The sequence below is a fragment of the Zestomonas carbonaria genome, assembly GCF_904061905.1.
Classification (GTDB): Bacteria; Pseudomonadota; Gammaproteobacteria; order Pseudomonadales; family Pseudomonadaceae; genus Aquipseudomonas; species Aquipseudomonas carbonaria.
In genome coordinates this window covers 22324-34869 of sequence record NZ_CAJFCI010000020.1, presented here as the reverse complement: position 1 = coordinate 34869, position 12546 = coordinate 22324, and the positions used below count along the sequence as shown (strand labels likewise).

Sequence of the window (12546 nt, the reverse complement as noted above, 5' to 3'; positions counted from 1 at the left end):
GGAGTGGGGGTGGGTTTGAGTGTCAATGATCGATTCCGCCCCTCACCCCAGCCCTCTCCCGAAGGGAGAGGGGGCTATCCGTGCGTTGGTTCAACCTCGCACTAAAACCGCAACGCCGAACAGCCCCCTCTCCCTCCGGGAGAGGGTTGGGGTGAGGGAACGCGGCAAGCCACAGACACCAGACCCACCCACCAACGAACAGCCAACTCCCCCAAATACCCTCTTCTTCAACCACAAGCCGAACCAGCCTGTTCCTCGCGCTTGGCGCGGTTCCACAGGCTGTCCAGTTCTTCCAGGCTGCACGCCTCGGGGCTGCGGCCTTGTTCGCGCAGCACCTGCTCGATATAGCGGAAGCGCCGCTCGAACTTGCCGTTGGCCGCACGCAGGGCTGTTTCGGGATCGACCTTGAGGTGGCGGGCCAGGTTGGTGACCGCGAACAGCAGGTCGCCGACTTCATCGGCCAGCGCCTGCGGGTCGTCCTCGCTCATCGCTTCGAGGACTTCGTCGAGCTCTTCGCGCACCTTGTCGAACACCGGCAGCGCCTCCGGCCAGTCGAAACCGACCTGTGCGGCGCGCTTCTGCAGTTTCACCGCGCGGCTCAGCGCCGGCAGGGCCGCCGGGACGTCGTCGAGCAGCGACAGTTGTTCCGGCTCCGCCGCCTTGGCCGCGCGCTCTTCGGCCTTGAGTTCTTCCCAGCGCTGCTTGACCGCCGCCTCTTCCAGGCGCGCGGGGTCCGGCTCGCCGTACAGGTCGCCGTCGACGAACACGTGGGGATGGCGGCGGATCAGCTTGCGGGTGATGCTGTCGACCACCTCATCGAAGGTGAAGCGCCCCTCCTCCCTGGCCAGTTGGCTGTAGTAGACCACCTGGAACAACAGGTCGCCGAGCTCGCCCGGCAGGTGCTCGAAATCGCCACGCTCGATGGCGTCGGCGACTTCGTAGGCTTCCTCGATCGTGTAGGGAACGATGGTCGCGTAGCTCTGCTTGAGGTCCCACGGACAACCGTGCCGCGGATCGCGCAGACGGGCCATCAGGTGCAGAAGATCGTCGAGCTTGTACATGGTTGGTCCTTGGTAGCGGCAAGCTTCAAGCTGCAAGCCTCAAGCAAAGACGCCGCTGCTTTTCTCTTGAAGCTTGTCGCTTGAAGCTTGCCGCTCAATTGGCCCGATTACGGCGCGCCTCGATGATGTTCGGCAACTGGGCGATGCGCCCGAGCAGCCGGCCGAGGGCGTCCAGGCCGGGAATCTCGATAGTCAGCGACATGATCGCGGTGTTGTCTTCCTTGTTCGAGCGGGTGTTCACCGCCAGCACGTTGATCTTCTCGTTGAGCAGCACCTGGCTGACGTCGCGCAACAGGCCGGCGCGGTCGTAGGCGCGGATGATGATGTCCACCGGGTAGGTCTGCACCGGCACCGGGCCCCAGCTTACCTGGATGATCCGCTCCGGCTCGCGGGCACCCAGTTGCAGCACCGAGGCGCAATCCTGGCGGTGGATGCTGACGCCACGGCCGAGGGTGATGTAGCCGACGATCGGATCGCCCGGCAGCGGCTGGCAGCAGCCGGCCATCTGCGTCAGCAGGTTGCCGACGCCCTGGATCTGGATGTCGCCGCGCTTGCCCGGACGATGGTGATGGGTGCGGCGCGGAATCAGCTCCAGTTGCTCGGTGCCGCGCTCCGGCTCGACCAGTTGCTGGGCGTAGTTGACCAGGTGCGCCAGGCGCAGGTCGCCGGCGCCCAGGGCGGCGAACATGTCCTCGGCGGTCTTCAGGTTGGCCTTCTCGGCCAGCTTGTCGAAGTCCACGTGGTGCAGCGCCAGGCGGGTCAGCTCGCGTTCGAGCATGGCCTTGCCGGCGGCGACGTTCTGGTCGCGCGCCTGCATCTTGAACCAGTGGACGATCTTCGCCCGCGCCCGCGAGGTGGTGACGTAGCCGAGGTTGCTGTTCAGCCAGTCGCGGCTCGGCGTACCCTGCTTGCTGGTGATGATCTCCACCTGCTCGCCGGTCTGCAGGCTGTAGTTGAGCGGCACGATGCGCCCGTTGATCTTGGCGCCACGGCAGCTATGGCCGATCTCGGTGTGCACGCGGTAGGCGAAGTCCAGCGGCGTGGCGCCCTTGGGCAGGTCGATGGCATGGCCGTCCGGGGTGAACACGTAGACCCGGTCGTGCTCGATGTCGACGCGCAGTTGCTCGGCCAGGCCGCCGATGTCGCCAAGCTCCTCGTGCCACTCGATGACCTGGCGCAGCCAGGAGATCTTCTCCTCGTAGTGGTTGGAGCCGGACTTGACGTCGGTCCCCTTGTAGCGCCAGTGCGCGCAAACGCCCAGCTCGGCTTCCTCGTGCATGGAGTGGGTGCGGATCTGCACCTCCAGCACCTTGCCTTCCGGGCCGATCACCGCGGTGTGCAGCGAGCGGTAGCCGTTTTCCTTGGGGTTGGCGATGTAGTCGTCGAACTCGCGCGGGATGTGCCGCCACAGGGTGTGCACGATCCCCAGCGCGGTGTAGCAGTCGCGCACCTGCGGGACCAGAACGCGCACGGCACGAACGTCGTAGATCTGGCTGAAATCCAGGCCCTTGCGCTGCATCTTCCGCCAGATCGAATAGATGTGCTTGGCCCGCCCGCTGATGTCGGCCTGGATGCCGGTGGCGGCCAGCTCGCTCTTCAACTGCGCCATCACGTCGCTGATGAAGCGCTCGCGGTCCAGCCGCCGCTCGTGCAGCAGCTTGGCGATCTTCTTGTACTGCTCGGGCTCGAGGTAGCGGAAGGACAGGTCCTCCAGCTCCCACTTGATATGGCCGATGCCGAGGCGGTGGGCCAGCGGCGCGTAGATGTCGAAGACCTCGCGGGCGACCCGGTGGCGCTTCTCGTCGTCGGCGTTCTTCACCGCGCGGATGGCGCAGGTGCGCTCGGCCAGCTTGATCAGCGCCACGCGCACGTCGTCGACCATGGCCACCAGCATCTTGCGCAGGTTCTCCACCTGCGCCTGGGAACCGAGCACCATGGATTCGCGGGGATTGATACTGGCGCTGATCGCGGCCATCCGCAATACGCCCTCGACCAGCTTGGCGACCACGCTGCCGAAGCGCTTCTGCACGGATTCCAGGGTCACCTGGCCTTCACGCACGCCGCGGTAGACCAGCGCGGCGACCAGCGATTCCTGGTCGAGCTTGAGGTCGGCGAGAATCTCGGCGATCTCCAGGCCGGTCTGGAAACTGGACGTGCCTTCTGCCCACAGGTTCTGCGCGGCGTTGGCCTGCGACTCGGCCTCCCGGGCGAACTCGCAGGCCTCTCGCAGGGCCACGCGGTCCAGCGCCTGGTCGACACTCACCACGTGATCGAGCCAGGCTTCTAGGTTGATGCTGCCGTCGGTGTTGATCGGCTGATGCGCTCTAACCTGTACCATCTCTTACCTTCCTACGACGCATGGCAAACACGTCGGATATCGCCAGCCTTCTTCGGGCTGTTCGGATTGCACGGACCAGGCCGGGAACACACGCCTAATCCGCCTCGAATAACGCCATCGCCTCGACATGCGCAGTCTGCGGAAACATATCGAGGATTCCGGCACGTTCCAGCCGGTAGCCCTGCTTCGCCAACTCGGCGGCGTCACGCGCCAGAGTGGCCGGGTTGCAGGACACGTACAGCACCCGCCGGGCGCCCAGGGCGCCGATCTGTCGGACCACTTGCCAGGCGCCATCGCGCGGCGGGTCGAGCAGGACTGCAGAGAATCCTCGGCCAGCCCAGGGGGCTTCGGCAAGCGGATTCGACAGGTCAGCCTGAAAAAAGTGCGCATTGGCCAAACCGTTGGCCGCGGCATTGGCCGCCGCCCGCGTGGTCATCGCCGCGTCTCCTTCCACCGCCACCACCTCGCGCGCCTGGCGGGCCAGCGGCAGGGCGAAGTTGCCCAGGCCGCAGAACAGGTCGAGCACTCGCTCGTCACCCTGCACTGCCAACCAGTCTAGTGCCTGGGCGACCATCGCCTCGTTGACCGGTGCATTGACCTGGACGAAATCGCCGGGCCGGTAATCCAGCTCCAGCCCCCAGCGCTCCAGCCGGTAGCCGAGTTTCTGGCCGGCGACCGCCGGTTGCGGCTCGCCTTCGCCGTGCAGCCACAGTTGCGTGTCGTGCGCCGCACAGAAGGCCTGCAAGCGGGCCAGGTCATCCGCGCCCAGCGGAGCGACATGACGCACCAGCACACCGCTGGCGGTGCCGCTGAACAGCTCCACGTGCCCCAGCGCCTGCGGACGTTGCAGGCTGCGCAGCACTTCAGGCAGGTCACGCAGGATCGGCTGCAACGGCGCCACCAGCACCAGGCAGTCGTCGATGGCGACGATGTCCTGGCTGGCCGCCGCGCGGAAACCGACCTCGAGCCGGCAGGCCTTGGCATCCCAGCGCACGGCGATGCGCGCACGGCGACGGTAGGCGAACTCGGGGCCGACCAGCGGCTGCTCCCAGTGCCTCGGCTCGACACCGGCCACCCGCTCCAGTTGCTCGGCGAGGGTGCGTTGCTTCAGCGCCAGTTGATCGGCGTGGCTCATGTGCTGCAACGAACAGCCACCGCAACGGGTGGCGAACCGGCAGGGCTCTTCGCGACGCTCGGGAACGGCGGTCAGGATGCGCTCGCTGCGCGCCTCCACCACCTGGCTGCGCGCGGCCAGAACTCGGGCTTCCACCGTCTCGCCGGCCAGCGCTCCGGCAACGAACCAGGTGCGGCCGTCGACGAAGGAGATACCGCGGCCATCGTTGGCCAGGCGCTCGATCTGCAACCGCTGCTTCTTGCCCACCGGCACCCCGCCCGTACGGGCGCCGCCGCTGGGCTGGAAGCGCAGGCCGCCAGGACGTGCCCTCTGCTTGGCCATGATCAGTTGGGCAGGTCGTAGATGCCGGTGGACAGGTAGCGGTCGCCCCGGTCACAGATGATCGCCACGATCACCGCGTTTTCCACCTCGCGCGACAGGCGCAGGGCCGCCGCCACCGCGCCGCCGGAGGACACGCCACAGAAGATGCCTTCCTCGCGGGCCAGGCGACGCATCACGTCCTCGGCCTCGCTCTGGTGCATGTCGACGATACGGTCGACGCGCTCGGCGTCGTAGATCTTCGGCAGGTACTCCTCCGGCCAGCGGCGGATACCGGGAATCGCCGAGCCTTCCATCGGTTGCAGGCCGATGATCTCGATGGCCGGGTTCTGTTCCTTGAAGTAGCGCGAGCAGCCCATGATGGTGCCGGTGGTGCCCATGGAGCTGATGAAATGGGTGATGGTACCGCCGGTCTGCTGCCAGATTTCCGGGCCGGTGCTGGAGTAGTGGGCGATCGGGTTGTCGCCGTTGGCGAACTGGTCGAGGACCACGCCACGCCCACCGCGCTGCAGGCTCTCGGCCAGGTCGCGGGCGCCTTCCATGCCCTCCTCGCGCGACACCAGGACCAGTTCGGCGCCATAGGCGGTCATCGCCGCCTTGCGCTCCTCGGTCATGTTGTCCGGCATGATCAGGATCATCTTGTAACCCTTGATCGCCGCCGCCATGGCCAGGGCGATGCCGGTATTGCCGGAGGTCGCCTCGATCAGCGTGTCGCCGGGCTTGATGTCACCGCGCAGTTCGGCGCGGGTGATCATCGACAGCGCCGGGCGGTCCTTCACCGAACCGGCCGGGTTGTTGCCTTCCAGTTTCACCAACACGGTATTGCTGGTCTCGCCGGGCAGGCGCTGCAGGCGGACCAGCGGGGTATTGCCGATGCAATCGGCGATGGTGGGGTACTGCTGGGTCATGATCTCGTTCGCAATCAGACAGCGGGGCGCACATGATACCGGCAAACCGTCTCTGGCCATATTGCAGGAAGTTCGCTGGTTATTTCCGAACGCGCCCGGGGGGCGGTGAAAGGCTGGAGGTTGGCCACGCACCTTCTACGTCAAGCTTTTTTCGCGGCCATGGAACTGGGCGTCCCCGCCGATCCTACGAACGCAGCCTCGATGCCGACCTGTAGGAGCGCGCCATGCGCGCGATACCCGGCAACGTCCAAGGCATCGCCAGCAAGCTGGCTCCTACAAAAGCGAACGAGTAGCCCGGATGAAATCCGAGAGACTGTTTACTGGGCCCCCGCGTTCGCGGGGATGACGGTTCGGCTGGGAGCCCAATACGTAGGGTGCGCCGTGCGCACCGAGGGGGATGCAACACCTGCGTTTCCAGCGAACCACCCTACCCGCCCCTGGGTAAACGGTGCGCACAGCACACCCTACAAAAGCGCCACGCGCTGCTTTTTCGTCCAGCCCTCCAGCCTCCAGCGCTCCTGACCGGCTTTCCCTACCTACACCCCCACCAACGCCAAGACACCCAACAGCGGCCAACCGACGCCAGCCAGCACCACCGCCAGGCGCGGGGCGTAAGGCAGCAGCAGGACCAGGGCGAAGCCCGCCAGGGAGATCAGCCCGAACCAGCCCACCGGGCCCATGGCCCAGCCCCAGGCCAGCACGCTGGCGGCGAAGCTGGCGGCCAGTGCCAGCCAGCCGGCGGCGCGCAGGGCACGACGCAGCGTACTGGAGGGCCGCTTCCAGACCTGCTTGTAGTGACGCTCCAGCCCCAGGCACAGGGCCAGCATGCCGCCATAGGCCAGCAGCAGGCCGGCGATCAGTGCGATGCTCATTTCAGTTGGCCTCCGCCAGCGATTTGGCCGCGCGCCGTGCCGGGCGCTCTTTCGGTGGCTGGCCGAGCTTCCAGCAGGTCCAGGCCAGCAGCGCGCCGAGCGCCACCGACGTAGCCTCCAGCCAGGCATGGCTGCCGCGAACATCGTCGACCAGGCTCAGCAGCGGCAGGCCGAGGCACAGCAACGCCGCCAGCCCGAGTTGCTCGCGCCAGGCGCGCAGCCAGGGCCGCACGATGGCGTGCGCCAGGGTGGCCAGCCAGATCAGGAAGAACACCCTGACCTCCCAGCCGCCACGTTGCGCCAGTTCCACCGGCAGCAGCCGGTTGGCCCAGAGGAAGGCCACGCAGGCCACCGTCAGGCCGGCCACCACGGCGACGTTGAGACGTTCGGCGGCGTGATACAGCAGCGCGCCGAACACCCCCTCGCTGTCGTGCCGACGCCGCCGCTTGACGGTGAACAGCACCAGGCCGGTGGCGATCATTGCGCTGCTCGCCAGGCCGCAGAGGAAGTACAGCCAGCGCATCGGGTAGCCGCCGAACTGGGCGAAGTGCAGGCCGGACATCACCTTCTGGGTGAGGATGCTCGGGCGGCTTTCCGCCGGCGGGCGCAGCACTTTGCCGGTCACGCCGTCGAACAGCATGCTCTGCCCCTTGGTCAGTTCGATGCGGTTGCCAAGCACCGGGCGCACTTCGATGCGCGCATCGCTGCGTCCCGGGTTCTGGATCGACAGCCCGGCAACCGGCCCCATCGCCCGCTCGGCCTCGGCCAGCACGGGCTCCAGTGGCGTCAGCGGCGCCAGCTCGGCCGGCTGCCCCGACGACTCGCCACGGCCCCGCGATTGTTCGCCCGGGCGACCGTCGCGCTGGCCGGCTTGCGCGCCGTGTCCAGCCTGCTGCTCGGCCGGGGCTCCGCGCAGCGCACGCATCAGGGCATCGCGGTCGCCGTCGAACAGGGCGTCCATCGCCGCCGGCATATAGATGAGGTAGAAAATCACCAGCCCGGTATAGGTGATCATCAGGTGGAACGGCAGCACCAGCACGGCGCTGGCGTTGTGCGCGTCGAGCCAGGAGCGCTGCCCCTTGGCCGGGCGAAAGGTGAAGAACTCCTTGAAGAATTTCTTGTGGATCACGATGCCGCTGATCAGCGCGGCGAGCATCGCCATCGCCGCCAGGCCGACGATCCAGATACCCAGGTTGCGCGGCAGGTTGAGGGTGAAGTGGAAGCGGAAGAAGAACAGCCCGCCGGCGCTTTCCCGCACGTCCAGGCGCTCGCTGCTGTGCGGGTCCAGGTATTCGCCACCGCCACGGCGCTGTTCGCCGGCCGATACCGTGAGGGCCGGCGACCGTTCGGTGGGCAGGCCGATGTTCCAGGCGCTGGCCTGCGGGTGGTTGGTCGCCAGGTAGCCAAGGGCACGCTGCGCGGCCTCGGCCTGGCTGAGGTTGTGCGCCGGCACTTCCGGGTGCATCCAGCCGTCGATCTCCTTGTCGAACACCGCCAGGGTGCCGGTGAGGAAGATGGCGAACAGCAGCCAGCCGAAGATCAGGCCGCCCCAGGTATGCAGCCAGGACATGGATTGGGTCAGGGTCCGCTGCTTCATCCCAGTTTCTCCAGCAGTTGCGGCCAGAAGCCGATGGCACCCAGCGGCAGTGCCAGGGCCAGGCCCGCCCAGACCCGCCAGGCGCTGCGGCAAGCGAAGGCCCAGAGGATGACCAGGGTGTAGAGGACGAAGGACAGCAGGGTGGCGACCACCATGGCGTCCACCTTGTCCAGCGGCAGCAGGCGCGCCAGGGCGGCGGTGAAGGCGTAGGTGAACAGGTAACCGCCGAGTAGTGCGGCCAGGGTGCGCGACAGCACCGACCAGGCGGGATGATCGAAATTCATGGTCTGTTTTCCTCGATAGGCGAACCGGCCAGCGGGCCGTGGCTGGCCCTTTCCGCGTAGCGACAGGCTTCGGGCTTCATCTCCCCACCACTCCCAACCGCAACCAGGCCGGCAAGGTCCGCGCCTCGAACGCATCCAGGCGGCGCACCTGCTCGTCCCCGGCGGCCAGGTCGGCGCGCCGCAGCACGGCCAGCACGGTTTCCCGGAACAGCCTGCCGCGCAGGTGCGGGTGTTCCAGCAGCACCCGCACCGCCGCCATCTCCAGCAGGTCGGCAGCAAGCGGTGCGCCCAGGCTCGGCGCGGCGAGGTAGCGATAACCGGCACCGTGCAGGGCCCCTTCGCTGAGCACCCGGTTGAGTGCCTGGCAGCGCTCGACCGCCACCTCGCCGTTCAGCAATGGATGGGCATGGCCGGCCCAGGCCAGCATCTGCAAGGCGGCGCTGAGGTTGCCGATCTGCGCCGCCAGGGCCGGCCGGCGCGCCAGTTCGGCGAAGCTTTGCGGGCCTTCGGCCAGGGCGGCGAGCAGTGGCGCGAACAACTGCTCGTCGCCCTGCACCGGACCGATGCGGGTATCGAAGGTCAATCCACCGTCGGCCGGCGCTCCCGGCAACGCGGCCCAGCAGCCGGCGAGCAGCGCCTGGCGATGCTCGTCCGCCCTCAACGCGCGGGGCTCGCGCTGGTACAGGTCGCGACGCTGCGACTGGTTGCGCGCCATGTCCTTGGCCGCCTCCCGCCGCGCCGGGTCGGCGAGGCCCTGCAGCAGGGGCAGGCAGTGGCCGGGCAGAGACAGCTCATCGATGTTCTCCAGCGGCGTGGCGCTGCCGACGAAACGGCAGCCGAGCGCGGCGAACGAGTCGATCACCTCGGCCGAATACAGTGGCGCCCAGTGCTCGCAAAGCAGCTCATGGGCGAGGAAGTCCAGGTCCTCGTCGTCGGCGCGGGCAAGACGGCGGGCCACGTCCGGGTGTTCGGCGAAGTAGCCGGCGCCAGCGCCCTGCCACTGGCGCAAGGCATCCAGCCCGGCGCGCAGGCGGGCCTGTGGAGTGCCCCCGACCTGCTGTGCGGTTTGCCAGAGGAAGCGTTGGGCCGTGACGAAAGCGGACATCCCCGGATGGCTCATGTAGCCGAGGTAGACCACCCCGCCCGGCTTCAGGCAGCGCTCGACGAAACGACGGATAGCCGCGCGATTGGCCGGCGACACCCAGGAGTACACGCCATGCAGGACGATAAAGTCGAAGCCCTCTCCGGCCTCCTCCCCGGCCAGCTCGGCGAAACCCGCCTGGCGGAACTCAAGGTTGCCCAGCCCCGCCGCTTCGACCAGGCGCCGGCCGTGTTCGATGTGGCGGGCGTTGAAGTCCACCGCGAGGAACTGCCCAGCGGGGTTGGCCGCCGCCAGCAGCAGGCTGTTCAGGCCCTGGCCGCAGCCCAGCTCGCAATAGCGGAAGCCGGCGGCCAGGTCCGGCGCGCGCTGGCCGAGGGCGGTCAGCACCGCGCCCAGCCAGCTCGGCGACAGCTCGGGGTGTACGTGGTGCGGATAGGGCGTGTCGGCCAGGTAGCCGTCGTTCCACAGGGACATGCGTTCAATCCATCATGACAAGACTCCGCCAGGCATGGCCTGGCGGAGTCGATAGAGCGACCCGACTCAGAACGAGGCGGTGACCGAGGCGAAGTACGCCCGACCCGGTTCGTTGTAGGTGTTGGCCCCTGCCCCGCCGGAGTTGTTCTGGCGGAGCAACTGCTTGTCGAACAGGTTGCTGACGCCGGTGGTGAAGCTCCAGGTCTCGTCCAGCTCGTAGTTGGCGGTAACCCCGAAAATGGTGTAGCCGCCACGCTTCTTCAGGGCGTCGTTGGTGGCTGCAGCGCCCTGGGAGGTCAGCTTGCGGGGCTCCTGCTCACCGTAGTGGGTCATGCTGAAGGACAGGTCGAACGACTGATTGACCGCCCAGTCCAGCATCGAGTTGATGGTGTACTTGGGAATCACCGACAGCGGTTCGTTGGTTTCCTTGTTGTGGTTCTCGATCATGTAGGTGAAGTTGTTGTTCCAGCTCAGGATCTCGCCCATGGTGCCCAGCAGCGGCACGTTCAGGTTGCCCTCCCAGCCGGCCACCACGGCCTTGGGCGCGTTCTCCCACTGGAAGATGCGGCCGTTGACGCTGGTCTGCCCGACCGGTTCCATGCCGGCGGTGATCTTGTTCTTGTAGTCGTTGTGGAAGTAGGTGATCCCCGCGTTCCAGCCATCCTTGTCGTAGGCGACGCCGAGTTCCTTGTTGACGCTGGTCTCGGCGTCCAGGTTGTCGTTGCCCTGCACGTAGCAGCCGGCGCCCAGGCTCGGGAAGTCCACCGGGCAGCCATTGCCCATGGTGAAGTACAGGTAGTTGGGGTTGGACTGGTACAGGTTCGGCGCCTTGAACGCGCGGGCGATACCGCCCTTGACGGTGACCGTGTCGGTCACCTTGTAGGAGCTGTTCAGGCTCGGGCTCCAGTTGCCGCCGAACTCGCTGTGCCGGTCGAAGCGCAAGCCGGGAGTGAGAATCCAGCGCGGATCGATCTCGATGTTGTCCTCGACGAACAGCGCGTAGTTGTCGGCGTCCGACTTGCCGGAGCGCACGCCGGTATCGGCGCCCGGCACCTGGCCACCGGTACCGGTCCCCTGGCTCATGGAGAAGGGGTCGTTCAGTTCGTCGCGGGTGTACTCGGCGCCGACGGTGAGCACCTGGGTGAAGCCCATTTCCAGCGGCAGGTTCAGCTCGCCGGCCAGGCGATAGCTGTCCAGTTCCGAGGTGGACATGTCGTCGCTGGTGTTGATGCTACCTTCGCTGCCGCCGGCCAGGCCTTCGTTGAGGCGGCGGTTGCGGGTGTTCTCGTAGGCGGCGACCACCTGCGAAGTGCCGAAGTCCCAGTCGCCGCGATGGGTCACCGAGGCGGACTGGCGGTACATGATGTTGGTTTCCTTGCCGCCGTTGGCCAGTTCGGTGAGCAGGCCCGAACCCGAAGAGCTCACCGCGCGGTCACCCGCGTAGATGTTGCCCTGGCGGCTGAAGCCGCCTTCGAACTCCAGGGTCTGCCGGGGATCGAGGTCCCAGCGCAGCAGGCCGTTGACGTCCTTGTTGCGCACTCCCTCGCGACCGGCGGGCGGAGTGACGCCGGCGGCGAACTCCTCGTTGAGCGACAGGTCGTCGGCGTCGGTCTTGTTCAGGTTGCCGTACAGCCGGTAGGACAGCGAGTCCACCAGCGGACCGGCGAGGCTGAAGCCCAGCCGGCGGGTATCGCCTTCGGCGTTGTCCTCGGCGATGTTGGTGTAGGCGGTGACCGAGCCGCTGTGCTTCTTGCTCGGCGCCTTGGTGATGATGTTGACCACACCACCCGCGGCGCCCGAACCGTAGCGCGCGGCGGCCGGGCCACGCAGCACTTCGATGCGCTCGACGGCGTCGACCGGCACCCAGTTGGTGTCGCCACGGGTATTGCGTTCGCCGCTGCGGCCCATGCGCACGGAGTTGCGCGAGCCGACCGGCTTGCCGTCGATGAGGATCAGGGTGTTTTCCGGGCCCATGCCGCGCAGGTCGATCTGCCGGTTGTTGCCGTACTGGCCGGTGGCGCTGTTGCCGGTGAGGTTGACGCCCGGCATCTTGCGGATGATGTCGGACAGGTCGTTGACCGGCGGACGCTTCTTGATGTCTTCGGCGGTGATGATCGAGACGCCCGGCGCCTGCTTCAGCTCCTGCTCGGCGGTGCCCAGCACGTGGGTCTCCCCCAGCTCCAGCGCTTGTTCGCTACCGGCAACCGGCAGGTCGGTCGATTCTACCGGCACACTGTTGGGGTCCAGCTCCAGCGGCTCGGCGAGCGCCAGCGAAGGAACGGAGGCCGCCAGCAGGGCCAGTGACAGGTGACTGAGCTTGAATTGCGGATACATCGTCACACTCCAGTTGCGAGATGAAACAAGCGCAGGAGCGAGCGGTGGTCCGGCGACCGCGGTGAACGGCGCATGAGGCGGGATAGGAACTTCTGGGCTCGCCCACGGTCTGCGCGGGTCGGC

The 12546-nt window shown here is 67.2% G+C and carries 9 protein-coding genes; all 9 read right to left on the bottom strand.

The features are described 5' to 3' along the window. Window positions 1-227: 227 nt before the first annotated feature. Window positions 228-1061 carry a nucleoside triphosphate pyrophosphohydrolase gene (mazG, locus tag PSEWESI4_RS03465; protein ID WP_187669784.1) on the bottom strand — a complete coding sequence of 278 codons (834 nt, stop codon included), beginning with the start codon at window positions 1059-1061 and terminating at the stop codon, window positions 228-230. A 94-nt stretch (window positions 1062-1155) separates the two neighbouring features. Continuing rightward, complete coding sequence (gene relA / locus PSEWESI4_RS03460) at window positions 1156-3399, bottom strand: GTP diphosphokinase (protein ID WP_187669783.1); 2244 nt, start codon at window positions 3397-3399, stop codon at window positions 1156-1158. A gap of 94 nt (window positions 3400-3493) precedes the next feature. Then, window positions 3494-4855, bottom strand: a complete 1362-nt coding sequence (rlmD, locus tag PSEWESI4_RS03455) for a 23S rRNA (uracil(1939)-C(5))-methyltransferase RlmD (RefSeq protein WP_187669782.1) — start codon at window positions 4853-4855, stop codon at window positions 3494-3496. Window positions 4856-4857: 2 nt separating this feature from the next. Beyond that, the gene (gene cysM, locus PSEWESI4_RS03450) at window positions 4858-5760 is read right to left on the bottom strand and encodes a cysteine synthase CysM (protein WP_187669781.1); all 903 of its coding nucleotides are present in this window, start codon (window positions 5758-5760) and stop codon (window positions 4858-4860) included. Between the two features lie 536 nt (window positions 5761-6296). Further along, window positions 6297-6632 carry a DUF3325 domain-containing protein gene (locus tag PSEWESI4_RS03445; RefSeq protein WP_187669780.1) on the bottom strand — a complete coding sequence of 112 codons (336 nt, stop codon included), beginning with the start codon at window positions 6630-6632 and terminating at the stop codon, window positions 6297-6299. A gap of 1 nt (window position 6633) precedes the next feature. Then, window positions 6634-8229: a PepSY-associated TM helix domain-containing protein gene (locus PSEWESI4_RS03440; RefSeq protein ID WP_187669779.1), complete on the bottom strand. Its 1596-nt coding sequence runs from the start codon at window positions 8227-8229 to the stop codon at window positions 6634-6636. After that, on the bottom strand, window positions 8226-8513 hold the full coding sequence (locus PSEWESI4_RS03435) for a DUF3649 domain-containing protein (RefSeq protein WP_187669778.1): 288 nt from the start codon (window positions 8511-8513) through the stop codon (window positions 8226-8228). The genes PSEWESI4_RS03440 and PSEWESI4_RS03435 overlap by 4 nt, the downstream gene beginning before the upstream one ends. A gap of 76 nt (window positions 8514-8589) precedes the next feature. Further along, window positions 8590-10089: a class I SAM-dependent methyltransferase gene (locus PSEWESI4_RS03430; protein ID WP_187669777.1), complete on the bottom strand. Its 1500-nt coding sequence runs from the start codon at window positions 10087-10089 to the stop codon at window positions 8590-8592. Window positions 10090-10155: 66 nt separating this feature from the next. Then, window positions 10156-12423 (bottom strand): FepA family TonB-dependent siderophore receptor, encoded by a 2268-nt coding sequence (locus PSEWESI4_RS03425; protein ID WP_187669776.1) that lies wholly within the window; start codon window positions 12421-12423, stop codon window positions 10156-10158. Window positions 12424-12546 lie beyond the last annotated feature (123 nt).

Coding starts and splice junctions, on each gene's coding strand:
- rlmD (WP_187669782.1), bottom strand. CDS start 4,855: ATGGCCAAGCAGAGGGCACGTCCTGGCGGCCTGCGCTTCCAGCCCAGC.
- PSEWESI4_RS03435 (WP_187669778.1), bottom strand. CDS start 8,513: ATGAATTTCGATCATCCCGCCTGGTCGGTGCTGTCGCGCACCCTGGCC.
- PSEWESI4_RS03445 (WP_187669780.1), bottom strand. CDS start 6,632: ATGAGCATCGCACTGATCGCCGGCCTGCTGCTGGCCTATGGCGGCATG.
- cysM (WP_187669781.1), bottom strand. CDS start 5,760: ATGACCCAGCAGTACCCCACCATCGCCGATTGCATCGGCAATACCCCG.
- relA (WP_187669783.1), bottom strand. CDS start 3,399: ATGGTACAGGTTAGAGCGCATCAGCCGATCAACACCGACGGCAGCATC.
- PSEWESI4_RS03425 (WP_187669776.1), bottom strand. CDS start 12,423: ATGTATCCGCAATTCAAGCTCAGTCACCTGTCACTGGCCCTGCTGGCG.
- PSEWESI4_RS03430 (WP_187669777.1), bottom strand. CDS start 10,089: ATGTCCCTGTGGAACGACGGCTACCTGGCCGACACGCCCTATCCGCAC.
- mazG (WP_187669784.1), bottom strand. CDS start 1,061: ATGTACAAGCTCGACGATCTTCTGCACCTGATGGCCCGTCTGCGCGAT.
- PSEWESI4_RS03440 (WP_187669779.1), bottom strand. CDS start 8,229: ATGAAGCAGCGGACCCTGACCCAATCCATGTCCTGGCTGCATACCTGG.